This is a genomic window from uncultured Aquimonas sp. (assembly GCF_937888285.1).
Lineage (GTDB): Bacteria > Pseudomonadota > Gammaproteobacteria > Xanthomonadales > Xanthomonadaceae > Aquimonas.
Window position 1 is genome coordinate 71,691 of record NZ_CALART010000091.1, and the last position, 25,499, is coordinate 97,189.

General features: G+C 69.5%; 23 protein-coding genes. 19 read left to right on the forward strand and 4 right to left on the reverse strand.

Annotated elements, in window-relative coordinates; all coding sequences use genetic code 11:
- Positions 1 to 61: 61 nt before the first annotated feature.
- The 3 genes from Q0654_RS16985 to rnk all read left to right on the forward strand — a co-directional run bounded on the left by Q0654_RS16985 (position 62) and on the right by rnk (position 1,566).
- Positions 62 to 544, forward strand: a complete 483-nt coding sequence (locus tag Q0654_RS16985) for a GAF domain-containing protein (RefSeq protein ID WP_298856069.1) — start codon at positions 62 to 64, stop codon at positions 542 to 544.
- Positions 541 to 990 (forward strand): TfoX/Sxy family protein, encoded by a 450-nt coding sequence (locus tag Q0654_RS16990; RefSeq protein ID WP_298856072.1) that lies wholly within the window; start codon positions 541 to 543, stop codon positions 988 to 990. The genes Q0654_RS16985 and Q0654_RS16990 overlap by 4 nt, the downstream gene beginning before the upstream one ends.
- A gap of 162 nt (positions 991 to 1,152) precedes the next feature.
- Positions 1,153 to 1,566, forward strand: coding sequence for a nucleoside diphosphate kinase regulator (gene rnk / locus Q0654_RS16995; RefSeq protein WP_298856074.1), 414 nt, complete (start codon positions 1,153 to 1,155; stop codon positions 1,564 to 1,566).
- Positions 1,567 to 1,572: 6 nt separating this feature from the next.
- Here the strand turns inward: rnk and Q0654_RS17000 are convergent, their stop codons facing one another.
- The 3 genes from Q0654_RS17000 to Q0654_RS17010 form a co-directional block, all read right to left on the reverse strand.
- A complete protein-coding gene (locus tag Q0654_RS17000; protein WP_298856076.1) occupies positions 1,573 to 3,858 on the reverse strand; it encodes a patatin-like phospholipase family protein in 2,286 nt (761 codons plus the stop codon).
- 92 nt (positions 3,859 to 3,950) lie between these two features.
- Entirely contained in the window at positions 3,951 to 4,526 is a 576-nt protein-coding gene (locus Q0654_RS17005; RefSeq protein WP_298856078.1) for a DUF1415 domain-containing protein, read from the reverse strand.
- Entirely contained in the window at positions 4,523 to 5,230 is a 708-nt protein-coding gene (locus Q0654_RS17010) for a TMEM175 family protein (protein ID WP_298856080.1), read from the reverse strand. The genes Q0654_RS17005 and Q0654_RS17010 overlap by 4 nt, the downstream gene beginning before the upstream one ends.
- A 194-nt stretch (positions 5,231 to 5,424) precedes the next feature.
- On the opposite strand from Q0654_RS17010, the gene Q0654_RS17015 reads away from it, so the two are divergent.
- From Q0654_RS17015 to Q0654_RS17045, 7 genes are all read left to right on the forward strand, one after another.
- Entirely contained in the window at positions 5,425 to 6,693 is a 1,269-nt protein-coding gene (locus Q0654_RS17015; RefSeq protein WP_298856082.1) for an efflux RND transporter periplasmic adaptor subunit, read from the forward strand.
- A gap of 203 nt (positions 6,694 to 6,896) precedes the next feature.
- Positions 6,897 to 7,598, forward strand: a complete 702-nt coding sequence (locus tag Q0654_RS17020) for an ABC transporter ATP-binding protein (RefSeq protein ID WP_298856084.1) — start codon at positions 6,897 to 6,899, stop codon at positions 7,596 to 7,598.
- A 14-nt stretch (positions 7,599 to 7,612) separates the two neighbouring features.
- Positions 7,613 to 8,947 (forward strand): ABC transporter permease, encoded by a 1,335-nt coding sequence (locus Q0654_RS17025; RefSeq protein WP_298856086.1) that lies wholly within the window; start codon positions 7,613 to 7,615, stop codon positions 8,945 to 8,947.
- Positions 8,948 to 8,955: 8 nt separating this feature from the next.
- A complete protein-coding gene (locus Q0654_RS17030) occupies positions 8,956 to 10,179 on the forward strand; it encodes an FtsX-like permease family protein (protein ID WP_298856088.1) in 1,224 nt (407 codons plus the stop codon).
- 403 nt (positions 10,180 to 10,582) lie between these two features.
- Positions 10,583 to 11,926, forward strand: a complete 1,344-nt coding sequence (locus Q0654_RS17035) for a sigma-54 dependent transcriptional regulator (RefSeq protein ID WP_298856090.1) — start codon at positions 10,583 to 10,585, stop codon at positions 11,924 to 11,926.
- Positions 11,926 to 13,248, forward strand: coding sequence for an ATP-binding protein (locus Q0654_RS17040; protein WP_298856092.1), 1,323 nt, complete (start codon positions 11,926 to 11,928; stop codon positions 13,246 to 13,248). Before Q0654_RS17035 ends, Q0654_RS17040 begins: the two co-directional genes overlap by 1 nt.
- An 82-nt stretch (positions 13,249 to 13,330) precedes the next feature.
- Positions 13,331 to 14,368 carry a LacI family DNA-binding transcriptional regulator gene (locus Q0654_RS17045; protein WP_298856094.1) on the forward strand — a complete coding sequence of 346 codons (1,038 nt, stop codon included), beginning with the start codon at positions 13,331 to 13,333 and terminating at the stop codon, positions 14,366 to 14,368.
- 10 nt (positions 14,369 to 14,378) lie between these two features.
- Here the strand turns inward: Q0654_RS17045 and Q0654_RS17050 are convergent, their stop codons facing one another.
- Positions 14,379 to 15,974, reverse strand: a complete 1,596-nt coding sequence (locus tag Q0654_RS17050) for a sodium:solute symporter (RefSeq protein WP_298856096.1) — start codon at positions 15,972 to 15,974, stop codon at positions 14,379 to 14,381.
- A 214-nt stretch (positions 15,975 to 16,188) separates the two neighbouring features.
- Between Q0654_RS17050 and Q0654_RS17055 the strand changes: the two genes are divergently transcribed.
- The 9 genes from Q0654_RS17055 to atpA form a co-directional block, all read left to right on the forward strand.
- Complete coding sequence (locus tag Q0654_RS17055; RefSeq protein ID WP_298856098.1) at positions 16,189 to 18,675, forward strand: TonB-dependent receptor; 2,487 nt, start codon at positions 16,189 to 16,191, stop codon at positions 18,673 to 18,675.
- Positions 18,675 to 20,504, forward strand: coding sequence for an alpha-amylase family glycosyl hydrolase (locus tag Q0654_RS17060; RefSeq protein ID WP_298856099.1), 1,830 nt, complete (start codon positions 18,675 to 18,677; stop codon positions 20,502 to 20,504). The genes Q0654_RS17055 and Q0654_RS17060 overlap by 1 nt, the downstream gene beginning before the upstream one ends.
- The gene (locus Q0654_RS17065) at positions 20,501 to 21,409 is read left to right on the forward strand and encodes an ROK family protein (protein WP_298856101.1); all 909 of its coding nucleotides are present in this window, start codon (positions 20,501 to 20,503) and stop codon (positions 21,407 to 21,409) included. The genes Q0654_RS17060 and Q0654_RS17065 overlap by 4 nt, the downstream gene beginning before the upstream one ends.
- Positions 21,410 to 21,584: 175 nt before the next feature.
- The gene (locus Q0654_RS17070; protein ID WP_298856103.1) at positions 21,585 to 21,971 is read left to right on the forward strand and encodes an ATP synthase subunit I; all 387 of its coding nucleotides are present in this window, start codon (positions 21,585 to 21,587) and stop codon (positions 21,969 to 21,971) included.
- A gap of 74 nt (positions 21,972 to 22,045) precedes the next feature.
- A complete protein-coding gene (gene atpB, locus Q0654_RS17075) occupies positions 22,046 to 22,885 on the forward strand; it encodes a F0F1 ATP synthase subunit A (protein WP_298856105.1) in 840 nt (279 codons plus the stop codon).
- A 99-nt stretch (positions 22,886 to 22,984) separates the two neighbouring features.
- A complete protein-coding gene (gene atpE, locus Q0654_RS17080) occupies positions 22,985 to 23,263 on the forward strand; it encodes a F0F1 ATP synthase subunit C (RefSeq protein WP_298856107.1) in 279 nt (92 codons plus the stop codon).
- 97 nt (positions 23,264 to 23,360) lie between these two features.
- Entirely contained in the window at positions 23,361 to 23,828 is a 468-nt protein-coding gene (locus tag Q0654_RS17085; protein ID WP_298856109.1) for a F0F1 ATP synthase subunit B, read from the forward strand.
- Positions 23,829 to 23,830: 2 nt separating this feature from the next.
- A complete protein-coding gene (locus Q0654_RS17090) occupies positions 23,831 to 24,358 on the forward strand; it encodes a F0F1 ATP synthase subunit delta (protein ID WP_298856111.1) in 528 nt (175 codons plus the stop codon).
- A 259-nt stretch (positions 24,359 to 24,617) separates the two neighbouring features.
- Positions 24,618 to 25,499 (forward strand): F0F1 ATP synthase subunit alpha (gene atpA / locus Q0654_RS17095; RefSeq protein WP_298856114.1); only part of this gene is annotated, 882 nt, incomplete at its 3' end.

Below are 25,499 nucleotides of genomic sequence, written 5' to 3' on the forward strand. Positions count from 1 at the left end.
TAGCGCTGCGGCGGTGGCTGCTAGACTTGCGCGCTGCGCTGACCGAGGAGGATGACCCCGCATGTTCGAAGCCGCTGCCCTGACCGGTTCAAAGCCGGAACAGTATGCCGCCCTGGTCGAGCAGGCCCGGGCCCTGCTGGCCGGCGAGCACGACCGCGTCGCCAACGCCGCCAACCTGTCGGCGCTGGCCTTCCATGCGCTGCCCGAGCTGAACTGGCTGGGCTTCTACTTCTACGACGGCCGCGAGCTGGTGGTCGGGCCCTTCCAGGGCAAGCCCGCCTGCGTGCGCATCGCGCTTGGTCGCGGCGTCTGCGGCACCGCCGCCGCCACCGGCCGCACCCAGCGCGTCGACGACGTCGAGGCCTTCCCCGGCCACATCCCCTGCGACTCGGCCTCGCGTTCCGAGGTGGTGGTGCCGATGTTCAAGGGCGATCAGCTGGTCGGCGTGCTCGACATCGACAGCCCGGTGCTGGCGCGCTTCGATGCCGAGGACGTGCAGGGGCTCGAAGCCCTGGCCCAGGTCTTCGTGGAGTCGCTGGCATGAGCGGCGATCGTCTGCGCAACGTCGGACCGAAGTCCGCGGCCTGGCTGCGCCAGGTCGGCATCCGCACGCCCGAGGACCTGGTCGCGGCGGGCGCGGTCGGCGCCTTCATGAAGGTCAAGCGCGCCGGCTTCAAGCCCAGCCTGAACCTGCTGTACTCGCTGGAGGGCGCGCTGCTCGGCTGCCACTGGCAGCAGGTGCCCGAGGAGCGTCGCCAAGTGATGGCGGCCGAGGTGGAGCAGTTGAGCGCCCTGCTGCCGGACCCGAAGAAGAAGCGCCCCGGCGGCCCGGTCACCTACAGCGAGGGCCCTGCCATGCAGCGCGAAGGCGTCGAGGAGGAGCGCGGGCCCGAGCTCAGCTTCGGCTTCGATGATCCCTACGGCGGCAGCGAGGGCGGCGGCGACTTCGGCGGCGACAGCGGCCATGACAGCGGCGGCCGCGACGACTGAGACGCCTGCACTTGCCCGCGCCGCGTGCGCGGGCTATGGTCCCCCGACAATTTGACGGATCGGCCCGGCGCGCCCCGCGGTGCGCCGGGCCGTTCTGCTTTTGCGCGCCTGTCGGCGGCCGAATGCCGTGCGTGGCGCACCCGAATCCCTGAGGAGCCCCCCATGTCCGCACGCCCCGAGCTGATCGTTTCCAGCCTCGACTATGACCGCCTCGACGCCATGATCGCGGCCCTGCCGCTGGCCCAGCGCGCCGCCGGCGAAGCGCTGGCGGCCGAGCTGGAGCGGGCGCGCGTGGTCGAGCCCAAGGACCTGCCGACCGACCGCGTCAGCATGCGCAGCACGGTGAGCTTCGAGAGCACGCATGAGCACCACCCCTCGCGTCTGACCCTGGTCTATCCGCATGAGCTCGGCAGCGCGGCGGACCAGATCTCGGTGCTGGCACCGGTGGGCACCGCCCTGCTGGGCCTCAAGGTCGGCGACAGCATTGACTGGCCGCTGCCGGGCGGCGAAGTCACCCGCCTGAAGATCCTCGGCCTCGATTACCAGCCCGAGCGCGAGGGCCAGCTGCACCGCTGAGCCGGCTCAGCGGCGCAGGTCCTCGATCACCCCGCCGACCTGCAGGAAGGCCGCGGAATCGCCGGCGCTGGTGCGCCCGTAGCCGAGGTAGACCGGCCCGAGCGGTGAATCCACGCCGAAAAACAGGCTCGCAGCGTAGTCGAGACTTGAGACTGAAGGTCGCTCGAAGGGCAGCCAGTTCTGCCCGGCTTCCAGGCTGCCGCCGACATACAGCGGCAGCGTGGCGAGCCCCAGGTCGTTGATGCGGCGGTAGAACAGCGAACGCGCGACGAAGGCGCGCGAGCCGACGCGCTCGCTGTCGCCGAGGCCCGAGAGCTGGCCGAAGCCGCCAAGGAAGCTCAGTGACTCGTCGGCATTGACGCCGGCCAGCGCCCAGTCGGCGCGGACACCGAGCAGCAGGGTCAGGGTTCTCAGCTCAACCGGCAGATCGGCGCGCAGGCGCAGCACGTCGGCGCGGTTGTCCGAGCCCAGGCCGGGGCGATAGAACTGCGTGGCGAAGTCGAAGCGTCCTCCCCGCGTGGGAAAGCCGACGTCGTCGAGGGTGTCGTAGGTGGCGGCCAGCACCAGGCTGGCGAGGTCGGAGTTGTTGGTGCGCTGGATCTCCGGCGAGCCGATCGCGCGGCGCAGCTGGCGGCGACCGTGCTGCAGCCCCACCGACAGCTGCCAGCGCGGATCCGGATACAGCCCGATCTCGCCGCCGGTCAGGAATTCGCGGCGGGTGAACTCGGCGATGCGCACGCCCAGCACCTCGGCCGGCTGTCGCGTCGCCTCGTACAGGCCGAAGGCCTGCAGGTAGTAGCGCCCGTCGCCGCCAAAGGGCTGGTGGATCTCGCTGTACAGGCCGGAACGGCGGCCCAGGTTGACGCGCGATCGCCATTCGCGGCCGCGCTCGTCGAGGCCGGTCAGGCGCAGGTCGGCGCTGGCCTGGTAGCTGCTGCGGCCGCTGAAGTCGTCGCCCAGCGCAAAGCCGAAGTGCACAAAGCCCGGTCCCCAGCCCTTGTCGACCGGCTGCACCTCGATCACCGCCGAATCGGCATCGCGCAGCAGGCGGTAGTTGATGCGCTCGTAGTCGCCGCCGGCCATGGCCTCGTCGAGCCGCGCCTCCAGCGAGTCCAGATCGAGCGCGCCGGGCTCGAGATCACCCAGCAACTTGCGCAGGCGCAGGGCCGAGCGCGAGCGCTCGGCGCTGACCTCGAAGCGCGCGACCTGGAGGGCCTCGCGCTCGCTGGCGCGGCGCAGGGCGAGGTGCTCGGCCCAGGCGCGCTCGTCCAGCGCCAGCGGCAGCAGCGCCGGCAGCGCGGCTTCGGCCGCGGCGCGCCCGATGGCGATGGTCGACAGGCTGTTCTCGAAGTCGGCTGAGGAGAACTCGCCGAGCTCGGGGCGGATCAGCACGTCGTCGGGATGCAGCTCGGCGAGGATGCGGTCGGTTTCATGCTTCATCAGCACCGAGATCATCTGCACGGTCACCGACAGCGGCGAGCCGAGCTGCTCCTCCTTGAACAGCGGGGCGCCGACGTCGACCACGATCAGTCGCTCCGCGCCCTGTTCGCGCGCGACCCTCACCGGCACGTTCTCGACCACGCCGCCGTCGACCATCAGGCGGTCATCGACGCGGATCGGCGCGAACACCCCGGGCACGGCCATGCTGGCGCGCATGGCAAGCGCCAGATCGCCGCCGCGCATCACCACCCGTTCACCGTTGACGATGTCGGTGGCGACCGCGGCGAAGGGCAGGGGCAGCTGGCTGAAATCGTCGATGCCGGCCACGCCCAGGGTCTGCCGGCGCAGCCAGAGGAGCAGCCGGTGGCCCTGCAGGGCGCCGCGCGGCAGGGCCAGCCTTCGCTCGCGGAAGCCGAGCTCGGCGCCGCCGAGGTTGGCGAGGTCGTCGCGCTTGCGGCGCATCGGCCGCTGCGCGCGATCCGCGCTGTCGCGGAACAGTCGACCCCATGCGATGGCGCGCATGGTGGCCTCCATCTCGGTGGGCGACATGCCGGTCGCATACATGCCGCCGACCAGGGCGCCCATGCTGGTGCCGGCCACGCTGTCGACCGGAATCCGGTGCTCTTCCAGCACCTGCAGCACGCCGATGTGGGCTGCCCCGCGGGCGCCGCCGCCGCCCAGGACCAGGCCGATGCGCGGGCGCTGCGACGTGTTCCCCGTCGACGGTTCTCCGCTGACAGCCGCGGTGGCCTCCACCGCAGCCGCGGCGGCACACAGGCCAAGGCTCAGCAGGAAAACGGACAGCAAGCACAGCAGGCCAGGTCGCGCGTCAAGCAGGAAAGGGCGTGGCATGGGGCGGATCCACTCGGAGCTGGTGCGCAGCATGCCGCAGGTGTCCGCGCACGAGTAGGTCGGAGGGCGCGCAGCGAGCGTGCCCGCGTCGCTCATTCGCCTTCGAACAGGCGCTCCCAGCCGGCGTGGCCCAGCGCGCGCAGGCGCTGCTGGTTGCGCTCGGGAATCGCATCGACATCGGCGCCGGCATCGACGACGCGGCTGATGCTGTCCTCGCGCAGCACATGCAGCATCGGCAGCGGCGAGCGGTTCGTGCAGTTCTCGATCGCGTCGACTGCCGCACCCTCGAAACGATAATCAGGATGGAAGCTGGCCAGCTGGAACTCGCCGGCATAGCCCAGCGCCTGCAGCAGCGCCTCGGCGGCGTGCAGCAGATCGAGGTAGTCCGCGAAGTCGGCGAGCAGGTCGGGAACCACCAGCAGGGTGGTCTCGACCTCGGCGCTGTCGTGCTGGCGCAGATGCTCCAGCTCGCGCAGCAGCTCCTCGACGAGGGTGTCGCTGTCGGGGGCTTCGCTCAGCACCCAGCGGACGCGCCCGCCGACATGCGGCGCGCGCGCATACGGGCAGAGGTTCAGGCCGATCACCGCGCGCTCCAGCCAGCGCCGGCAGGCGACGAGGGCGGGATGGGCCTGCGCGCTGCTGTCACCGCCACTGCGCGCGGCGCTCATGCAGGCGCCTCTAGCGCGTGCAGGCGTCGACGCAGCCAGAGCCGGAAGCCGACTTCGGCAAGATTGATGGTGAAGAACACAAAGCCCGGCAGGCCCAGCAGCCAGCCTGAGTGCGCGGTCGCGGGGATCGACAGCGCCAGCAGCACCGACACCACCGCGACCACCGGCACCAGGCCCCAGTTCCACAGGCGCACGCGCGTCCACAGCCGCTCGCGCGGATCCAGCTGCAGGCGCTCGCGCAGCTGCCAGGCGCGCAGGTGCAGGGCCCACATCACCGCGCCCATCGAGCCGAAGGCGGCGGCGAAGGTGATGAACAGCACGGGCAGCTGCGCGACCTCGGTGATCGCGAAACCGGCCGGAAGCCAGCCATCGCTCAGAAAGTTGAAGAGCGCGGCGAACACCATCCGCACCGGGTACACGAAGATCAGCAGCAGCATCACCAGCAGCAGGCTCAGCCGCACCGACACTGCGTCGTCGAGGCCGTAGGCGCGGCTCCAGTCGGCATGCGCGGACCAGAAGCGCAGGATCAGCGCAAACGCGAGGGCAAAGGCCGGGATGCCCTTCATCGCATTGCTGAGCGCTTCCACGCTGTCGGGGATCGACTCGCCGGCCACCGCCATCAGGGTGATGGCGAAGGCGAAGGCGGCATCGACGAAGGCCTCCAGCCGGGTGACCTGGGCGCCGCGTTCCTTGAATGGCTGCATGCCCGACTCCTGGCCCTGAAGGCCGCGGACTGTAGCAGCGGCAGAGGCCGCCCGGCGCGGTCTGCGGCGTCCGTACGGACGTCCGTCCGCTGCCTGCGGACACCGGAATCCTGGCAGAAAGTGCAACAAAAACAGCGGGATGAAAGTTGGCACGCTGCCTGCTAAGCGTGAAGCATCCGCCAAGGAGGCTGCCCATGATTCGCGACACTGCCGCCCAGGACCGGGCGCTTGCCCCCGCCACCCTGCCGCTCTGGCAGCGCCCCGCGCTGCGCCGCGGCGCGCTGATCGCGCTGCCGCTGCTGCTCGGCCTGTGGGGCCTGTCGGGCTGGCTGTCGGCCGAGCGCGGGGTCAATGCCGAGCGCCTGCGCATCGCCGAAGTCAGTCGCGGCACCCTGGTGCGCGATGCGGTGGTCGACGGTCGCGTGGTGGCTGCGGTCAGCCCGACCCTGTACGCGCCCTCGGCCGGCACGGTCAGCCTGCGCACCCAGGCGGGTGCCGCGGTCAAGGCCGGCGATGTCCTGCTGGAGATCGATTCGCCTGAACTGAAGTCCGAGCTGTCGCGCGAGCAGGCCAGCCTGGCCAGCCTGGAGGCCGAAGTCGGTCGCCAGCGGATCGAAGCCGAAAAGCTGCGCCAGCTGGCCCGACGCACGCTGGACGAAGCCGACATCGCGCTCAATGCGCGCCGCCGTGACCTGGAGCGCACCGAGCGCGCCCACCGCATGGGGGCGCTGGCCGAGATCGAAGTGCTGCGCGCGCAGGATGCGGTGAAGAGCGCCGAGATCGTGCGCGAGCACGCGCTCCGCGGCGTCGATCTGGAAAGCCGCAGCGTCGGCTTCGACCTGGCCACCCGCGAGCAGTCCCTGCAGCGCCAGAAGCTGGCCGTGCAGGAGCTGGAGCGCCGCGTCGACGCGCTGAACCTGCGCGCGCCGATCGACGGCCAGGTGGGTACGGTCTCGGTGATCGACCGCGCGGTGGTCGCCGCCAACGCCCCGCTGGTCACCGTGGTCGACCTCTCGCGCCTGCAGGCCGAGATCGAAGTGCCGGAAACCTTCGCCGACGACGTCGGCCTGGGCCTCGAAGTCAGCGTGCGCCTGCCGCAGGGCGAGGCGCCGGGGCGGGTGGTCGCGGTGTCGCCGGAAGTGGTGGCCAACCGGGTGCGCGTGCGCGTCGACTTCGAAGGCGGCCAGCCGGCCGGCCTGCGCCAGAACCAGCGTCTGTCGGCGCGGCTGATGTTCGAGTCCAAGCCCGATGCGGTGATCGTGCAGCGCGGCCCCTTCGTCGAAGCCCAGGGCGGTCGCCATGCCTGGGTGATGGACGGCGACATCGCCGTGCGCCGCCCGATCCGTCTCGGCGCGCAGAGCGTCAGCGCGGTCGAGATCCTCGAAGGCGTCGCCCCCGGCGAACGCGTCGTCATCGCCGGCACCGAGCTGTTCGAGGACGCCGAGCGGGTGGCGGTGCGATGAGAGCCGGGATTCGGGATTGGGGATTCGGGATTGGCCGACGGTCGTCATCCCTTCGCGAACTCCGCAGACCCGCTCCGAACCACCGAGAACGCCAACAGCTCAAGTCTCGCCGCGACCTGCTCTGACGAATCCCCAATCCCCAATCCCGAATCCCAGCTTCCAGGACCCCCGGCGCGCAGCGCCGACCACAGAAGGATCGCCAAATGCTCTCCATGCGCCAGCTCAGCAAGGTCTACCGCACCCACATGATCGAAACCCACGCCCTGCGCGGCATCGACATCGAGGTGCGCGAGGGCGAGTTCGTGGCGGTCACCGGGCCGTCGGGCTCGGGCAAGACCACCTTCCTCAACATCGCCGGCCTGCTGGAGGAGTTCAGCGGCGGCGAGTACCTGCTCGACGGCGTCGCCGTGCAGGGGCTCGACGACGATGCGCGGTCGCGCCTGCGCAACCAGAAGATCGGCTTCATCTTCCAGGGCTTCAACCTGATCGCCGACCTCAACCTGTTCGACAACGTCGACGTGCCGCTCCGCTACCGCGGCTTCAACGCCGCCGAGCGCAAGCGCCGCATCGAGGAAGCGCTGGGCAAGGTCGGCCTGGCCTCGCGCATGAAGCACTACCCGGCCGAGCTCTCGGGCGGCCAGCAGCAGCGCGTGGCGATCGCCCGCGCGCTGGCCGGCCAGCCGCGCCTGCTGCTGGCCGACGAGCCCACCGGCAACCTCGACTCGCAGATGGCGCGCGGGGTGATGGAGCTGATGGAGCAGATCAACGCCGAGGGCACGACGATCGTGATGGTGACGCACGATCCCGAGCTCGCCGCCCGCGCCCAGCGCAATGTGCACATCGTCGACGGCCAGGTCAGTGACCTCGACCACGGCCACGTCGCCCTGCGCGCGGTGAAGAGCTGAAGGGAGCCGGACCCATGTTCGCCTACTACCTGAAGCTCGGCCTGCGCAGCCTGCGCAGGAATCCCGTGCTGACCGCGCTGATGGTGTTGACGCTCGGCGTCGGCGTGGCCGCCAGCATGTCCACCTACACCGTGCTGCGGGCGATGAGCGGCGACCCGATCCCGCACAAGAGCGACCGCCTGCTGGTGCTGCAGGTCGACAACTCGCCGGCGCTGGAGCCCGGGCAGGCACTGCCCGAGAACGGCGGCATCGGCGTCGACCTGCCCGACCTCAGCAGCTGGCTCGACGTGCGCGCCCTGCTGGAGCACGACAGCGCCTATCGCCGCAGCGGCATCTACGGCATCAGCGGCGTGATCGAGCCCGAGCAGGACGGCGCCCAGCCGGTGCTGTCGCGCGGCCTCGCGGTCAGCAGCGACTTCTTCCCGATGTTCGAAGCCCCGTTCCGCTTCGGCGGCGGCTGGTCGGCCGAGGACGAGGCCCGCGAGGCGCGCACCGTGGTGCTCAGCGCTGCGCTCAGCGAACGCCTGTTTGGTGGCACCGACCCCACCGGACGCACGATTCGCATGATGGACACCGAGTTCCGCATCGCCGGCGTGCTCGAAACCTGGATGGCTACGCCGCGTTACTACTGGCTGTCGGTGGGGCGGCGCTTCGGCGAGACCGAAGACATCTACGTGCCCCTGCGCACGGCGCTGGCGATGGAGCGCGACCCCGAGGGCAACGTCAATTGCAATGGCCCGACACCGGTCGATCCCGGCTTCGGCGGCCTGCTGCGCTCGGAGTGCATCTTCATGCAGTACTGGGTGGAAGTGCCCGAAGGCGGTCGCGCAGCCTATGAGCAGCATCTCGCCGCCTATGTGGCCGCGCAGAAGTCGCTGGGCCGCCTGCCCAATGGCGGGAACTCGCGCGCACTCGATGTGATGGAGTGGCTGGTCGAGCAGGAGGTGGTCGGCTCCGATACCCGTTTGCAGGCGCTGCTGGCCTTCGCCTTCCTGCTGGTCTGCATCGTCAACACGGTGGGCCTGCTGCTGGCCAAGTTCACCCAGCACAGCGGCGAGATCGGCGTCCGCCGTGCGCTGGGCGCCACCCGCCGCGAGATCTTCCAGCAGTACCTGGTGCAGGCCGGCGTGGTGGGCGTGGCAGGCGGCCTGATGGGGCTCGCGCTGACCTTTGGTGGGCTCTGGGTGCTGTCGCAGCAGTCGCTCGATGTCGCCCATGTCGCTCGCCTCGACACCGGCATGCTGCTGATCACTCTGCTCACCGCGATCGCCGCCAGCGTGATCGCCGGCCTGCTGCCGACCTGGCGCGCCTGCCAGGTCCTGCCCGCCGCCCAGCTCAAGACCCAGTGAGGCCCGCAATGGAAGTCCGTCCGATCCTTTCCGCGCTGCTGCGCTCCAAGACCGGCGCCTTGCTGATCGCCGCCCAGGTCGCGTTGACCCTCGCCATCCTCGGCAATGCGCTGTACATCGTGCAGAACCGGCTGGCGCTCTCGGCACGCCCCAGCGGTGTCGACGAGAGCAAGCTGTTCTTCACCCGACTCTCCGCCTTCCGCCCGGGCGTCGACATCCCTGCCATGCGCGATGCCGACCTGCAGCGCATTCGCGCGACACCCGGGGTGGTCCAGGCTGCCCACGTCAACCAAGTGCCGATGGGGCGCTCGGGCTGGGCCTTGGGCGTGCAGACCGAGCGCGAGAATCCGCGCTCCTCGTTCACCGTGGCCTACTACTTCAGCGATGGGCCGCTTCTGGACGCCTTCGGCCTGCGCTTGGCGCAGGGCCGAGACTTCCGCCCTGAAGACGTGGTCGAAGTCGACCCGGCCGTGTCGAATGCCAGCGCCAGCACTGTGATCGTGACCGCCGAGGTGGCGCGTCGCATGTTCCCGGATGCCGACAGCGCGGTGGGTCAGCGCATCTTCCTCGGTGGCGGCGCCGAGGCGGCCGAGATGGAAATCGTCGGCGTCGTCGATCACCTGCAGACACCCTGGGCGCAGGCCGGCGATGGCGCCGCGCTGTCGATCATCGTGCCGCTCCGCTACCTCACCGAGTCTGTGAGCTATGTCGTTCGCACGGAACCCGGCCAGCGCGACCGCGTGATGCGCGAGGTCGAGGATGCACTGACCGCGCTGCGCGACGACCGTGTGCATCTCGGCACGCTGAGCGTCGAGGAGTTCCGCAATCGCCGCTACCGCGCCGACCGCGGCCTTGCCTGGATGCTGCTGTCGGTCACCGGCCTGCTGGTGCTGGTGACCGCCTCGGGCATCGTCGGCATGGCCTCGCTGTGGGTCAACCAGCGGCGCAAGCAGATCGGCATCCGTCGCGCGGTGGGCGCGCGCCGTTTCGACATCCTGCGCTACTTCCTCGTCGAGAATCTCCTGGTGACCACGGCCGGCATCGTGGTCGGCCTTGCAGTCGCGCTGGCGCTCAACCAGTACCTGGTGCAGCAGCTTTCGATCACGCGCATGCCGCTCGAACATCTCGCCTTCGGCGTGCTCGGCCTGTGGGCGCTCGGCCTGCTCGCCGCCTTCGGCCCCGCCTGGCGGGCATCGAGGATTCCACCGGCGGTGGCGACCCGCAGCACCTGACGGTGCTGCGGCGGGATTCGGGATTGGGGATTCGGGATTCGTAGCGCTTCGTTCGGCAGTGTCGCGGGGGGCTGGCCGGTGGGCCGATGGGGCTCACGAAGAACGCCTCTGCTTGTCGCAGCGCCTTGCGGTGCTGCGGCGGGATTCGGGATTGGGGATTCGGGATTCGTAGCGCTTCGTTCGTTCGTGTCGCGCGGGTCCGGGGGGCGCGCCGATGCAGCTCACCAAGAACCCGTCTGCTGACCGAGCGACCACCAGTCGCGCGGCACGGCGCTTCTGCGAATCCCCAATCCCGAATCCCCAATCCCGCCGCCGGCAGGCGACTGCTAACCTCGCGACCTCGACTCTCGTAGCACCGCGCTTCTACGAATCCCCAATCCCCAATCCCGAATCCCCGCTCTCAATGCCCACCGTCCTGATCATCGACGACAACCCGGCCGTCGCCACCGCGCTGTCGGTGCTGCTGTCCCTGCATGAGATCGATGCCGAGTACGCGGCGGAACCGGAGGCCGGGCTTACGCGGCTCGCGCGTGGTGGCATCGATCTGGTGATCCAGGACATGAACTTCAGCGCCGACACCACCTCGGGCGAGGAGGGCGTGGCCCTGTTCCGGCGCATCCGCGCGGCGCATCCGGACCTGCCGGTGATCCTGCTGACCGCTTGGACGCATCTGGAAGCGGCGGTCGATCTGGTCAAGGCGGGAGCGGCCGACTACCTGGCCAAGCCTTGGGACGATGCGCGTCTGGTCGCCAGCGTCCGCAACCTGGTCGAGCTGGGTCAGGCCAACCGCGAGCTGATGCGGCTGAAGTCCAGCCAGCGTCGGCGCAGCGAGGCGCTGAAGAGCGAGCTCGACCTGCGCGGCCTGGTGTTTGCCGACCCGGCCATGGCCGAGCTGCTGCAGCTGGTCGCACAGATCGCGCGCGCCGAGGTGCCGGTGCTGATCACCGGCCCCAATGGCGCCGGCAAGGAGCGGATCGCGGAAATCCTGCAGGCCAATTCCCAGGTGCGCGAAGGGCCCTTCGTGACGCTCAACTGCGGCGCCCTGCCGTCCGAGCTGATCGAGGCTGAACTCTTCGGCGCCGAGGCCGGGGCCTACACCGGTGCCAGTCGCGCGCGTGAGGGCAAGTTCGAGGCCGCCGACGGCGGCACCCTGTTTCTGGACGAGATTGGCAACCTGCCGTCAGCGGGGCAGATGAAGCTGCTGCGGGTGCTGGAGACCGGCCGCTTCGAGCGCCTGGGCAGCAATCGCGAGCGTCAGGTCAAGGTGCGGGTGCTGAGCGCCACCAATGCCGACATCCCGGCGATGATCCGCGCCGGCCAGTTCCGCGAAGACCTCTACTACCGACTCAACCTGATCGAGCTCAAGCTGCCGCCGCTGGCGGCGCGGCCGCTGGACATCCTGCCGCTGGCCGAGCATTTCCTTGCCGGCCGCAAGCCGCTGTCGGCCGCTGCGCGCGAGGCCCTGGTGCGTCACGCCTGGCCCGGCAATGTGCGCGAGCTGCGCAATGTCATCGAACGCGCCAGCCTGCTCGCGCGCGGCGCGCAGATCGAGGCGATCGACCTCGGCCTGCCCACGGCGTCACACCAGGCCGTGAGCGAGGGCAGCGGCGCCGAGGAACCCGACCGCGCCAGCATCGAGGCTGCACTCGCTCGCGCCGGCGGTGTCGTCGCGCAGGCGGCCTCGGAGCTGGGCCTGAGCCGTCAGGCGCTGTACCGGCGCATGGAGCGCCTGGGCATCGCGCGCTGATGCCGCTGCGCAGTCGCCGCCGCTCGCTGGCCGGTCGCCTGCTGCTGGCGCTGGGCCTGCTGATGGCTGCAAGCGCCGCCTTTGCCGCCTGGCTGGTCGAGCCTTTGGGCAGCGTGCTGCTCGCGGTCTGCGCGGCCCTGCTGCTGAGCCTGCCGCTCGCCCTGCTCGCTGCGCGGCGCGTGCTGCAGCCGATCCTGTCCCTGTTCCGCGCGCTGGACGGCACGGTCAGCGGCTATCGCGACGGTGACTTCAGCTTCGGCGTGGCCTGGGACGCCGACGACGAGCTCGGCGATCTGGTGCGCACGCATAACGAACTCGGCAGCGTGCTGCGCGAGCAGCGGCAGTCGCTGGTGCAGCGCGAACTGCTGCTCGACACCCTGCTGCAGAACACGCCGGTGGCGATGCTGCTGCTGGATCCGGGTGAGCGCGTGGTCTACGCCAACCTGGCGGCGCGCCGGCAGTGGAACGGTGGACGCCGTCTGGAGGGGCTGGCGCTGGAGACCGTGCTGGACGGGCAGCCGCCGCCGCTGCGTGAAGCCATCGAGGGCGGCCGCGACGGTCTGGTCGGCTGGGGTGAGGCCGAAGACGAGGACACCTGGCATCTGGCCCAGCGCAGCTTTCGCCTGAACGGGCGCGCGCATCGCCTGCTGCTGCTGCGGCCGCTGACCCACGAGCTGCGTCGCGCGGAAGTGCGCACCTGGAAGAAAGTCATCCGGGTCATCAGCCACGAGCTCAACAACTCGCTGGCGCCAATCGCGTCGCTGGCGCATTCGGGCGCCGAGCTGAACCGGCGTGGCCAGCACGAGCGCCTGGGCCCGGTGTTCGAGACCATCGAAGAACGCGCGCGCCATCTCAACGAGTTCATCCGCGGCTATGCGCGCTTCGCCAAGCTGCCCAATCCGCAGCCCGAAAGCGTCGAGCTCGCCCCGTTCCTGCAGCGCCTGGCCGCCGAGTGCAGCTTCGCGCTGATCGGCGCGCCGCCCGCGCGCGCGCAGTTCGACCCCGCGCAGATGAGCCAGGCACTGCTGAACTTGCTCAAGAATGCCCACGAATCCGGATCGCCTGCGGAGGCGGTCGAGCTGTCGGTGCGCGACGAGCCCGACTGGCTGCGCATCGAGGTCGCCGATCGCGGGCCGGGCATGAGCTCAGTGGTGCTGGAGCAGGCCCTGCTGCCCTTCTATTCGACCAAGCGCAACGGCACCGGCCTCGGCCTCGCGCTGGTGCGCGAGATCGTCGAGGCGCACGGCGGCCAGGTGCGGCTGGCCCAGCGCGAGGGCGGCGGCCTGTCGGTGCTGCTGCGGATTCCGCGCAGCGAGCGTTAGAACGTTTCGTGGCCGCCCGGGCGGCTGAGATGGAGCGGGGTCTGCGCTGGCCCTTGTCGGCTCGGCGCGGCATCCTTCGCACATGAGCCCGAAGAATGCGAAGACCAGCGCTGGCGGTCCGCCGCCTGCCCTGACCATGTCCGACGTCGCCCGACGCGCCGGCGTTGCCGAGTCCACCGTCTCCCGCGCACTGGCCGACAACCCGCTGGTGTCCGAGGAAACCCGAAAGCGCATCCAGGCGCTCGCCAAGAAGATGGGCTACTCGATCAACCCGGTCGCCCAGAGCCTGCGCGTGCAGCGTTCGCGCACCATCGCTGTGGCGGTGCCGCTGGTGCATGAGGCCAGCCAGTCGCTGTCGGACCCGTTCCTGATGAGCATGCTGGCGCAGATCGCCGATGCGCTCGCCGAGCGCGGCTACAGCATGCTGCTGTCGAAGGTGCCGGTGCACGAGGACGACTGGATCGATCGCTTCCTGCAGCCTGGCCGCGCCGACGGCGTCATCCTGATCGGCCAGAGCCACGAACACTCGACGATCAATGCCGCGGCGAAGCGCGGGCGGCCGCTGGTGGTCTGGGGCGCCCATCTGCCGGACCAGGCCTATGCCTGCGTGGGCTGCGACAACAACGCGGGCGGCGCCCTGGCGACGCGCCATCTGCTGGCGCAGGGCCGCCGCCGCATCGCTTTCCTCGGTGATGAGCGCCTGCCCGAGATCGGCCTGCGCCATCAGGGCTATGTCGAGGCCCTGAAGGCGGCAGGCCTCAAGCCCGAGGCGGCGCTGCGCATCCGCACGCGCTTCAGCGCCGATGACGCTTATGCGGCCATCGGCAAGGCGCTGGCCAAGGGCCTGCAGTTCGATGCCGTGGTGGCCGCCTCGGACGTCATCGCCACCAGCGCGCTGCGTGCGTTGGCCGAGGCGGGCCGCCGCGTGCCCGAGGACGTCGCCGTGGTCGGCTTCGATGACGTCGAGCTGGCGCGCTACACCCTGCCGCCCCTGACCACGGTGAGGCAGGACATCGGCCGCGCCGCGCGACTGCTGGTCGAGATGATCCTGGACGGCCGCTGCGGCTGCGAGGACTCGGTGCAGATGGCGCCCGAGCTGGTGGTGCGGGCGTCCGCCTGAGGCCTCCGCTTCAGCGGAAGCTCCAGACAATGGCCGCCGTGAGGGCAAGCAGGGCGATGGCCTGGACCCGGTAGTTCTGCCACAGCGGCAGCACACGCAGCTCCTCGCTTTCCGCGCGGAAGGCCGCAGGCGTCCACAGCAGCGGCGCCAGCGCTTCGCGGCTGGGGGCCTCAGCGAGTCGGCTGGCAAGAAGATGCGTGGCGGTGCACAGCACGAACAGGATCGGCGCGACCAGCAGGAAGTGCAGGCCGATCGGCTCTGCGGCCAGCACGTTCAGATAGAACAGCACGGCGCCGCCCAGCGCGCCGGCGATGAGCGTGGCGAATGCACCGGTGGCGTTGGCGCGGCGCGAGAACATGCCGACCACGAACAGCGCCACGATCGGCGGCACCGCGTAGGCCAGCACCGCCTGCAGGTACTGCCAGAGCGAACCGAAACGCTCGATCTGCGGCGCCCACAGCACGGCCACCAGCATGAACACGAGGGTGGTGATGCGCCCGGTGCGCACCAGGCTGGCGTCGCTGGCCTGCGGCCGCAGCGGGCGCACGAAGTCCATGGTCACCAGCGTCGCCGCCGAATTGAAGGTCGAGGCGATCGACGACATGATCGCCGCCAGAAAACCGGCCACGACGAGCCCCAGCAGGCCGGCGGGCAGCAGGTCGAACAGCAGGGTGGGGTAGACCAGATCGGGTGAGGACAGCTGCGGGTAGAGCAGGATCGCGCAGGTGCCAGGCAGCACCATCAGATACAGCACCGGCAGCTTGAGCAGGCCGGCGAACAGGCTGCCCCAGCGGCCGTGGTTGAGATTGCGCGCGCTCAGCACGCGCTGGACCATGAACTGGTTGGTGCACCAGAAGTAGAAGCCCAGCAGGGGCACGCCCAGCAGCAGGCCGTGCCAGGGCACGCCGGGGTCGTCCATCGGTCGGATCAGCGACAGCTTGGCGGGGTCGATCTGCGCCATCAGCGCGTCCCAGCCGCCGACCTTGGCGAAGGCGAACACGCTGATCACCACCGAGGCCGCCAGCAGCAGCACGGCCTGCACGGTCTCGGTGACCATCACCGCGCGCAGGCCGCCGACCAGGGTGTAGATGCCGGCCGAAAGCGCGAGCACGGCAACGATCTGCCACAGCGGCACCTCCGGAAAGGCGAGCTTGAACAGCAGCGCGCCGCCGTAGAGCGCACCGGCGGTGTCGACCACCACGTTCAGGAACACGGTGAGGCCGGAGAACGCCAGCCGCGAGCGCCTGTCATAGCGGCGTTCCAGGTACTCCGGCATGGTGTAGACCTGCGAGCGCAGCAGGAAGGGCAGCAGGAACACGCAGAAGAAAGCCAGCACCACCGTGGCCATCCACTCGTAGTTGTAGACCGAGATGCCGATGGCATACGCCGCACCGGCCAGCCCGACCAGGGTGGTCGAGGAAATGTTCGAGGCCAGCAGGGCGAAACCGATCACTGGCCAGCTCGAATCGCGCGAGGCCAGGAAGAAGTCGTCGGTGCTGCTGCGCCGGCGCGAAACGTACAGGCCCAGAGCTATCACGCCGAGCAGATAGGCCGCGATGATCGCAAGGTCGAGGCCGGAGAGTCCGGCAGTGAATGGGCTGGGCATGCGCTGGGATTCCGGTGCTCGGGTAGGGCTGCATGCTAGGCCGGGTGGGTCGAGCGCGCATTCTGCGCTGCGTATTGCAATCGATTGCAGAGGGGCGTAGAAGGTGCGCCTCGGGCTTTGTCATGGCCCGCGGAAGGCCCGCGCAGAAGGGCCATCGACACATGCGGACGAGACCGGCACAGCCGAGCATCCAAACATCCCGGGGAGGGACCCAATGAACAGCAGCAAGCACACCATCCGCACTGCCCAGACCGCCTCGCGGCGTCTGCATCCGCTCGCGCTCGCCGTCGGCCTCGCCTGCATCGGTCTGCAGGTTTCGGCCCAGGAGGCTGCAGCGCCGACATTCGACGGGCAGGCGAGCGAAGACGCGCGCGGCCTCAACCTCGACCAGATCGTGGTGACCGCCGCCGCGCTGCCGATCTCGAAGATGCGGGCCAGCAATTCGGTCAGCACGTTGGGCGTGGAGGCGATCGGTGAATCGGCGCCGCGCAGCACCGCCGAGATCTTCCGCAACCTGCCGGGCGTGCGCTCGGAAAGCACGGGCGGCGAAGGCAACGCCAACATCGCGGTGCGCGGGCTGCCGGTGGCCGCCGGCGGCGCCAAGTTCCTGCAGCTGCATGAAGACGGTCTGCCGGTGATGGAGTTCGGCGACATCGCCTTCGGCAACGCCGACATCTTCCTGCGCGCCGACGCCACCCTCGACCGGATCGAAGCCGTGCGCGGCGGCAGCGCCTCGACCTTCGCCAGCAACTCGCCGGGCGGCGTGATCAACCTCATCAGCAAGACCGGCGACTTCGCCGGCGGCTCGGTGGCCCTGAACTACGGACTGGGCTATGACAACCTGCGCACCGATTTCGAGTATGGCGCGCCGGTCGGCGACGGCTGGAACTTTCACATCGGCGGCTTCTGGCGCCAGGGCGAGGGCGTGCGTCGCGCCGGCTACGACGGCGAGTCCGGTGGCCAGATCAAGGGCAACCTGACCCGCCAGTTCGAGCAGGGCTACGCGCGTGTCTACTTCAAGCGCCTGGACGACCGCGCCATCGGCTACCTGCCCATGCCGGTGCGCGCCAGCGGCCGCAACAGCGACCCGGATCTTGGCAGCCTGCCGGGATTCGATCCGCGCAGTGACACGCCGCACTCGGCCTTCTTCCTGTCGAACCTCGGTCTTGACGGCGAGAACAACCGCCGCCGTTCGGACATCGCCGATGGGATGCGTCCGCAGTCCACCGCCTTCGGCGCCGAGTTCGCCTTCGATCTCGGCGAGGGCTGGTCGGTGCTGAACCGCTTCCGCATCGCCGACAACAGCGGCCGCTTCATTTCGCCCTTCCCGGCCGAGGCCAGTGGCGCGGGCGCACTGGCCGAATCGATTGGCGGCGCCGGTGCGCGCCTCGTCTACGCCAATGGCCCGCAGGCCGGCCAGACCTTCAGTGGGCAGGCGCTGCGCATCCACCTGTTCGACGTCGAGATCAACGACTTCGGCAATGCCCAGAACGATCTGCAGCTGACCCGCGCGTTCGCGGTGGGCGGCGGCGAGGCCAGCCTCAAGGGCGGTCTGTACGTCTCGCGCCAGAGCATCGACATGGACTGGCTGTGGAACTCCTATGCCTTGGAGCTGAAGGGTGACAACGCTGCGCTGCTGAACGTCATCGGCGCCGATGGCACGGTGTTCTCGCAGGGCGGCCAGTACGCCTATGGCGTGCCGTTCTGGGGCAATTGCTGCACGCGCAGCTACGACACCGACTACAGCGTCGAGGCCCCGTATCTCGCGTTCACCCACAACCTGGGTGCCTGGGACTTCGACCTGAGCCTGCGCCGCGACAGCGGCAAGGCTCGCGGCAGCTATGCGGGCAGCGTGCAGCGCGAGAACTTTGATGTCGACGGCAACGGCGTGATCAGCGCCAACGAGCGCAGCGTGTCGGTGATCAGTGCCGTGCGGCAGCCGGTCAACTATGACTGGAGCTACACCTCGTACTCGGCTGGCGCCAACTATCTCTTCAACGAGGATCTTGCGGGCTTCGCCCGAATCAGTCGCGGTGGTCGCGCCAATGCCGATCGCCTGCTGTTCGGCGTGGTGGCCGCGGATGGCTCGGTGCGCAGCCAGGACGCGATCGATCTGGTCGACCAGTTGGAGTTCGGCCTGAAGTACCGCAGCGGCCCGCTGAACCTGTTCGTCACCGCGTTCCGCGCCGAGACCGAGGAGCAGAACTTCGAGGCCACCAGCCAGCGCTTCCTCGATCGCGTCTACACCGCCAACGGCGTCGAGTTCGAGGCGGCCTGGTACCGCGGGCCGATCGCGCTGAGCGGTGGCCTGACCCTGACCGACGCCGAGATCAGCCGTGATGCGATCACGCCGCAGTTCGAAGGCAACCGTCCGCGTCGACAGGCGCGCGCGATCTACCAGTTCACCGGGAGCTACGCCGGCGAGCGCTGGTTGGCCGGGCTGAACCTGATCGGCACCACGGACGCCTACGCGCAGGACAACAACGTGCTGGTCATGCCCGGCTATACCCAGGTCAACCTGTTCGGCGAGTACCAGTTGCGCGAAGGGCTGAGCGTGGGCGTGAGCGTCAACAACCTGTTCGATACCCTCGGTCTGACCGAAGTCGAGGAGGGCGCGATCGTCGAAGGCCAGGACAACATCCTGCGCGCGCGCTCGATCAACGGCCGCACCGCGAACCTCGTGCTGCGCTACACGTTCTGATGACCGCATCGCACGGGCTGCTGCCCTCCACCACGCGCAGCGACGGGCCTGATGGCGCGTCGCTGCGCGCGCGGCTGCAGCGCATTTACGGAGGCGCCGCCGGCTTCGCGCGCTGGTGCGAGGGCCTTGAGAACAACCTGGACCGCCTCGCTGCCGAACGGCCACAGGCGCTCCGCGAGCTCGACGCGCGACGGCTCGCCGAGGGCCTGCCCGACCCCGGGGTGATCGGCTATTGCGCCTACGTCGACCGCTTCGCCGGTTCGCTGCGCGGGGTGATCGAACGCATTCCCTACCTGCAGCGGCTCGGCGTGGGCTACCTGCACCTGCTGCCGTTCACCATGGCGCGCGAGGGCGACAACGATGGAGGCTTCGCGGTGCGCGACTACGAGCGCGTCGATCCGCGTCTCGGCAGCGATGCCGACCTGCTTGAGCTGACCGCAGCCCTGCGCGCCGCCGATATCCGACTGTGCGCGGATCTGGTGTTGAACCACACCGCCGACGACCACCCCTGGGCGCAGGGCGCGCGCGCCGGTGACCCGCGCTTCCGCGCGTTCTATCGACAGGCGACAAGCGCCGACGAAGTGCTGGCCTGGGAGGCCAGCCTGCCGCAGATCTTCCCGCGCACCGCGCCGGGGAACTTCACCCGCGTGGACGCGCTCGATGCCTGGGTCTGGACGACCTTCTATCCCTATCAGTGGGACCTCGACTGGTCCAACCCCGAGGTGTTCGGCGAGATGCTGCTGGCCATGGCGCGACTGGCCAACCGCGGCATCGAGGCCTTCCGGCTCGACTCCACTGCCTTCCTCTGGAAGCGGCTTGGCACGCGCTGCATGAACGAGCCCGAGACCCATTGGATCGTCCAGGCCCTGCGCGCCGGTCTCGACCGGGTCGCGCCGGCGGTGCTGCTGAAGGCCGAGGCGATCGTGCCGACCGCGGAGCTGCCGGCCTACTTCGGGCTCGCTGACCCCGCGCAGCCGCAGCGCGAGTGCCAGCTTGCCTACAGCAGCAGCCTGATGGCGGCGGGCTGGGCTGCCCTGGCCAGCCGCAGCGCCGAGGTGCCCGCGCGCGTACTGGACGCGTTGCCGGCGCTGCCGTCGGGCAGCGCCTGGATCAACTACGTACGCTGCCATGACGACATCGGCTGGCAGGTGCTGGCGCAAGAGGCCGCCGATTCCGGTGTGGAACTCGCGGCGATCGCCTCGCACTTCGCCGGTGCCGACGGCAGCGACGCGCGTGGTGAGAGTTTCCAGAGCGAGTCCGGCGGCAGCGCGCACGGTACCAACGGCATGAGCGCCGCCCTGTGCGGGCTGTCCGCGGCCCGCGCAAGCGCTGACGCGGTCAGGCTTCAGAGCGCGCTCGATCGTATGCTGCTGCTGCACGGGCTGGCGCTGTCCCTGCCGGGCTTGCCCGTGCTGTACATGGGTGACGAGATCGCGCTCGACAACGACGAGGCCTGGCGAACCGATCCGCAGCGCTGCCATGAGGGGCGCTGGCTGCACCGTCCGCCGATGCCCTGGTCGGCGACAGGCGAACCGCGGGCCGACGCGGCGGGTCTGACCTTCGCCGCGGCTCTGGCTGACCTCATTGCGCTGCGTGCGCGCCTGTCGGCGCTGTCGCCCGAGGTTGGCTGCCGGCGCCTCCCCGGACAGCCACAAGGCCTGCTCGCCTACGCCCGTGGCGCGGACTTCGTGGCCGCCCTCAACTTCGGCGAGGGCAGTGTCTCCCCCGTGCTCCCGGCGGGCCGCTGGCGAACTCTTCGTGAGGGGGCCGCAGATGCAACGCTCGCGCCCCTGCAGTTCCAGTGGTTTGCACGCGAGAACGACGCATGAATGCAAGGGCGCCCCTGCTGGCTGCCATTGAAGCGGGCGGCACCAAGTGCTGGGTCGAGGTCGGCCACGGCCCCGATCAGGTGCTTGCACAAACGCGGATCGACACTCGGGATGGCCCTGCGACCCTGGCCGCCATCGATGCCTGGCTGCGCTCGATGGAAGCTGTGCACGGCCCGGTCGCTGGCGTCGGCGTCGCCGCCTTCGGTCCCGTCCGACTTGATCCGAACGCGCCGGATCACGGCTGCGTACTGGCCACGCCGAAGCCCGGCTGGCAGGGGGTCGACTGGCGCAGCCTTGCGCGTCATCGACGCGACTGCGGTTTTGCTGTGGAGACCGACGTGAACGCCGCGGCGCTGGCCGAGGCCTGCTGGGGCGAGGGGCAGGGCTGCGAGAGTCTGGTCTACGTCACGGTCGGCACCGGCATTGGCGGCGGCTGGGTGATCGGGGGCCGCGCCGTGCATGGTCTGCTGCACCCCGAGCTCGGCCACCTGAAGCTCCGTCGACACCCTCTCGACCTCGGTTTTGCGGGAGTCTGCCGGTTTCATGGCGACTGTCTGGAAGGCGTGGCCAGCGGCCCGGCGATCTCAGCGCGCTATGGCTGCAGCCTGTCGGAACTGCCCGATGACCACGTCGGCCTGGTCATCATCGCCGACGCCCTGGGCCAACTCTGCGCCAGCCTTGTGCTGATGGGCTCGGCGCAGCGGATCCTGCTCGGCGGCGGCGTGCTCGCGGATGCGCGGCTGCTGCCGCGTGTGCAGTCCGCCTGCGTCAGCGCGCTGGCCGGCTACCTGGAGCCGGGCCTTGACGCCGCGAGCTGCATCCGCCGTCCCAGCCTCCGTGAGCGTTCGGGCCGCGCGGGCGCCTTCCTGCTCGCCGCGCGGGCGGTCGAGGGGCTGCATCGCTGAGCCCATTGCGGCGGCCCTGGCACGCGGTGGTCGCCGGCGCGGTCTCTGGCTTTGCCCGCGGCGCCCAGACAGACAGCCGACTATTGGCGAGTTGTCCGCATTTTTTTTGCACTGCTATACTTCGCCGGCTTTGGTCGGCCGGTCGTGCCGATCTTCACGCAGACAGGTTGCAACAGTGACTTCACCCTTGGCCTCCGGCCGACATCTGGCACGGCGCTGTGCGCTGGCCCAGTGGGTCGTGGCAGGCGTGCTGGCACTCGGTTTCCTGCTGGTTTCGCCGCACGCGGCGCTAGCCGCAGGGCTGGGTTCCGCCGCGCTAGGGGTTGGAACCTGGCTGCTGGGATGGCGCGCTTTCCGCCAGCGCGCGCCCAGTGCCAGTGACGCGCTGGGCGGCCTGGTGGCCGGTCTGCTGTTCAAGATTCTGCTGGTGGGTTGTGTGCTTCTGTTGGGTCTGGGTGTGTGGCGACTGCCGCCGCTGCCCCTGCTGCTCGGCCTGTTTGCCGGTTTGGTGACCTTCGCGGTCGCAGCCGCCATCCCCGCCTCGAGCGCTGGCCCCCGTTAGCCACCGCAACACCCCGGCCGCGCCGGTTGGCACCGGCGCTCTCCACGCATTCGAACGTTTCGGGATTCCTCGCAATGGCGGCTGAAGGCGCTCAGACCCCTACGACCTACATCCAGCACCACCTGAAGAACCTCACGGTCAGCTTCCAGGAGGGCAGCATCTGGACGCTGCACGTGGATACCTTCCTCACGGCCTGTTTCATGGGTCTGATCGGTGTCTTCGCGATGTGGATGGCGACCCGCAAGGCGACCGCCGGCGTTCCCGGCAAGTGGCAGGCCTTCGTCGAGATCGTTCTCGAATTCCTCGACAAGCAGGCCAAGGACGCCTACCACGGCGCATCGAAGCTGGTGACGCCGATTGCGATCACCCTGTTCGTCTGGATCCTGCTGATGAACCTGCTGAAGATGATTCCGGCAGACTTCATCGCGGTGCCGATGGGCAAACTCAGCATGCTGGTCGCCGAGATGGCCGGCGCTGAAGACCCCAGCAAGTACAACTACTGGAAGCCGGTGCCGACCGCCGACGTGCACGCCACGCTGGGCCTGTCGATCAGCGTGTTCTTCCTGATGATCTTCTTCGCCCTGCGCGCCAAGGGAATCGGCGGCTTCGTCAAGGAGCTGTTCGTGGCGCCCTTCGGCCCCTGGATGTTCCCGGCCAACCTCCTGCTCAACGCGGTCGAACTGCTCAGCAAGCCGGTGTCACTGGCCATGCGACTGTTCGGCAACATGTTCGGCGGCGAGATCGTGTTCCTGCTGATCTGGGTGCTTGCCGGTGCCGGCGTGTTCGGCGTCGTGGCCAGCGGCGCCTTCGGTCTGGGCTGGATGCTGTTCCATCTTCTGGTGATCCCGCTGCAGGCCTTCATCTTCATGATGCTGTCGGTGGTCTACCTGAGCCTCATGGAAGAGCACCACTAAGCGCCCGGGGCGCTTGGTCCCACGCAGTACCCCGCCCCGCGCGGACTCCACCCCTTTCGTTTCACCCACCTCAAAGCACTTCGCTCTCGGAGAAAAACCATGGAAGCCATCATCCACCTCGCGTCCGTCCAGTCGTCCACCGCGCTGGCCGTCGGCATCATGATCGGCCTGGCGGCGCTGGGCGCCGGTATCGGTATGGCGCTGATGGCCGGCAAGTTCCTGGAGTCCGCTGCCCGCCAGCCGGAGCTGATCCCGGTCCTGCAGGTCCGCATGTTCATCACCGCCGGCCTGATCGACGCCGCGTTCATCATCAGCGTCGCGATCGGCATGCTGTTCGCCTTCGCCAACCCGCTGATCAGCGTGATCCAGGGCGGCTGATCCGGATCTGTCGATGGCGCCGGCGAAAGCTCGGCGCCGTCGGTACGAGCGATGCTCCGGCACTGCGCCGGAGCCCACTTCTCCGGAAAACATCCCCATGAGCCTAGCCACACTTATCGCCCAGGGTCTTGCCTTCGCCGGCCTGATCTGGATCGTCGCGACCAAGATCTGGCCGCCGCTGCTGCAGGCCATCGAAGAGCGCCAGAAGAAGATCGCCGAAGGTCTCGCCGCTGCCGAACGCAGTCAGCGTGACCTGGTGCAGGCCGAGTCGCGCGTCAATGATCTGCTGAAGGAAGCCCGCGGCAAGGGCAACGAGATCATCGAGCAGGCCCACGCCCGCGCCAATCAGATCGTCGACAAGGCCAAGCAGGACGCCATCGCCGAAGCCGAGCGCCAGCTCGCCGCGGCCAAGGCCGAGATCGAGGCCGCATCACACCGTGCCCGCGAGGAGCTGCGCCAGCAGGTCGCCGCATTGGCCGTGGCCGGCGCCGAAAAGGTGCTGCGACGCGAGATCAATGCCGACGCCCACAAGGCCCTGCTGTCCGAGCTGGCGGCTGAGATCTGAGCATGAGCAGCGCAGCCACTCTCGCCCGTCCCTACGCCCGTGCTGCCTTCCAGGTGGCGCGCGGCCAGCAGGCCCTGCCGGCCTGGTCGGCAGCGCTGTCGTTCAGCGCGCAGGCCGCCGCGAACCCTGCGGTCGCGGCCCTGTTCGGTCATCCGCACGTCGGCGCCAAGGCGCTGGTTGAACTGCTGCAGCCGCCCGGCGCCAGCGAGGAGCAGATCCGTTTCCTGGCCGTACTGGCCGAGAACGGTCGCGTTTCGCTGCTGACCGAAATCGCGGCCCAGTTCGAGGTGCTGCGCGCCGAGGCCGAGCGCGTGGTGCCGGTGCAGGTGGTGTCCGCTGCCGCGCTGTCCGACGCCGAAGTCGAGGCCCTGAAAGCCTCGCTGAAAAAGCGCTTCGGCGCCGACGTCAGCATCACCCTCGCGGTCGATGCCGAGCTGATCGGCGGCGCGGTGATCAATGCGGGCGACATCGTCATCGACGGTTCGGTCCGCGGCAAGTTGAAGCGTATGGAGCGCGCGCTGGCGTCCTGACGCCAGCCGCGCTGTTCTGTTTTCCGGCGTCCCGCCGCATGCGGGGCGCCATCCGCGGAGGGCACGCAGCCCTCCGGGCGCAGGGATGTGCCGGTTCGCGTCGACCCGCAAGGTCGTCGGCGGACACGGAGCCCGGGCTTGAAGCCCGCTGCTGCGCGCGCGCTCGCCTGATGGGTGGGCCGCGGCGCGCAGCTGGTGGCCAGCTCCGGGCGCCGGTCCGGCACCCCATCCACGAATTCGAAATCTCCAGGGATCTCCCATGCAGAGCCAGCTCAACCCCTCCGAAATCAGCGAACTGATCCGCGGCCGCATCGAGAAGGTCAAGCTCGCTGCCGAAGCGCGCAACGAAGGCACCGTGACTTCGGTGGCCGACGGCATCGTGCGCATCCACGGCCTGGTCGACGTGATGGCCGGCGAAATGATCGAGCTGCCGGGCAACACCTACGCGCTGGCCCTGAACCTTGAGCGCGACTCGGTCGGCGCCGTGGTGCTGGGTGATTACGAGCATGTCCGCGAAGGCGACACGGTCAAGACCACCGGCCGCATCCTCGAAGTGCCGGTCGGTGAGGCCCTGCTGGGTCGCGTCGTCGACGCGCTGGGCAACCCGATCGACGGCAAGGGCCCGATCGCGGCCAGCGAGAGCGCGCCGATCGAGAAGGTCGCCCCCGGCGTGATCTGGCGCAAGTCCGTCGACCAGCCGGTGCAGACCGGCTACAAGTCGGTCGACGCCATGATCCCGGTCGGCCGCGGCCAGCGCGAGCTGATCATCGGCGACCGCCAGACCGGCAAGACCGCGCTGGCGATCGACGCGATCATCAACCAGAAGGGTACCGGCGTTAAGTGCATCTACGTGGCGATCGGCCAGAAGGCCTCCTCGATCGCCAACGTCGTGCGCAAGCTGGAAGAGTACGGCGCCCTGGCCCACACGGTGGTGGTCGCCGCCACCGCGTCCGAGTCCGCCGCGATGCAGTTCATCGCCCCGTACTCCGGCTGCTCGATGGGCGAGTACTTCCGCGACAACGGCGAAGATGCGCTGATCATCTACGACGATCTGTCCAAGCAGGCCGTGGCCTACCGCCAGGTGTCCCTGCTGCTGCGCCGCCCGCCGGGCCGCGAAGCCTATCCGGGCGACGTGTTCTAC

Coding starts and splice junctions, on each gene's coding strand:
- Q0654_RS16985 (WP_298856069.1), top strand. CDS start 62: ATGTTCGAAGCCGCTGCCCTGACCGGTTCAAAGCCGGAACAGTATGCC.
- Q0654_RS16990 (WP_298856072.1), top strand. CDS start 541: ATGAGCGGCGATCGTCTGCGCAACGTCGGACCGAAGTCCGCGGCCTGG.
- rnk (WP_298856074.1), top strand. CDS start 1,153: ATGTCCGCACGCCCCGAGCTGATCGTTTCCAGCCTCGACTATGACCGC.
- Q0654_RS17000 (WP_298856076.1), bottom strand. CDS start 3,858: ATGCCACGCCCTTTCCTGCTTGACGCGCGACCTGGCCTGCTGTGCTTG.
- Q0654_RS17005 (WP_298856078.1), bottom strand. CDS start 4,526: ATGAGCGCCGCGCGCAGTGGCGGTGACAGCAGCGCGCAGGCCCATCCC.
- Q0654_RS17010 (WP_298856080.1), bottom strand. CDS start 5,230: ATGCAGCCATTCAAGGAACGCGGCGCCCAGGTCACCCGGCTGGAGGCC.
- Q0654_RS17015 (WP_298856082.1), top strand. CDS start 5,425: ATGATTCGCGACACTGCCGCCCAGGACCGGGCGCTTGCCCCCGCCACC.
- Q0654_RS17020 (WP_298856084.1), top strand. CDS start 6,897: ATGCTCTCCATGCGCCAGCTCAGCAAGGTCTACCGCACCCACATGATC.
- Q0654_RS17025 (WP_298856086.1), top strand. CDS start 7,613: ATGTTCGCCTACTACCTGAAGCTCGGCCTGCGCAGCCTGCGCAGGAAT.
- Q0654_RS17030 (WP_298856088.1), top strand. CDS start 8,956: ATGGAAGTCCGTCCGATCCTTTCCGCGCTGCTGCGCTCCAAGACCGGC.
- Q0654_RS17035 (WP_298856090.1), top strand. CDS start 10,583: ATGCCCACCGTCCTGATCATCGACGACAACCCGGCCGTCGCCACCGCG.
- Q0654_RS17040 (WP_298856092.1), top strand. CDS start 11,926: ATGCCGCTGCGCAGTCGCCGCCGCTCGCTGGCCGGTCGCCTGCTGCTG.
- Q0654_RS17045 (WP_298856094.1), top strand. CDS start 13,331: ATGAGCCCGAAGAATGCGAAGACCAGCGCTGGCGGTCCGCCGCCTGCC.
- Q0654_RS17050 (WP_298856096.1), bottom strand. CDS start 15,974: ATGCCCAGCCCATTCACTGCCGGACTCTCCGGCCTCGACCTTGCGATC.
- Q0654_RS17055 (WP_298856098.1), top strand. CDS start 16,189: ATGAACAGCAGCAAGCACACCATCCGCACTGCCCAGACCGCCTCGCGG.
- Q0654_RS17060 (WP_298856099.1), top strand. CDS start 18,675: ATGACCGCATCGCACGGGCTGCTGCCCTCCACCACGCGCAGCGACGGG.
- Q0654_RS17065 (WP_298856101.1), top strand. CDS start 20,501: ATGAATGCAAGGGCGCCCCTGCTGGCTGCCATTGAAGCGGGCGGCACC.
- atpB (WP_298856105.1), top strand. CDS start 22,046: ATGGCGGCTGAAGGCGCTCAGACCCCTACGACCTACATCCAGCACCAC.
- atpE (WP_298856107.1), top strand. CDS start 22,985: ATGGAAGCCATCATCCACCTCGCGTCCGTCCAGTCGTCCACCGCGCTG.
- Q0654_RS17085 (WP_298856109.1), top strand. CDS start 23,361: ATGAGCCTAGCCACACTTATCGCCCAGGGTCTTGCCTTCGCCGGCCTG.
- Q0654_RS17090 (WP_298856111.1), top strand. CDS start 23,831: ATGAGCAGCGCAGCCACTCTCGCCCGTCCCTACGCCCGTGCTGCCTTC.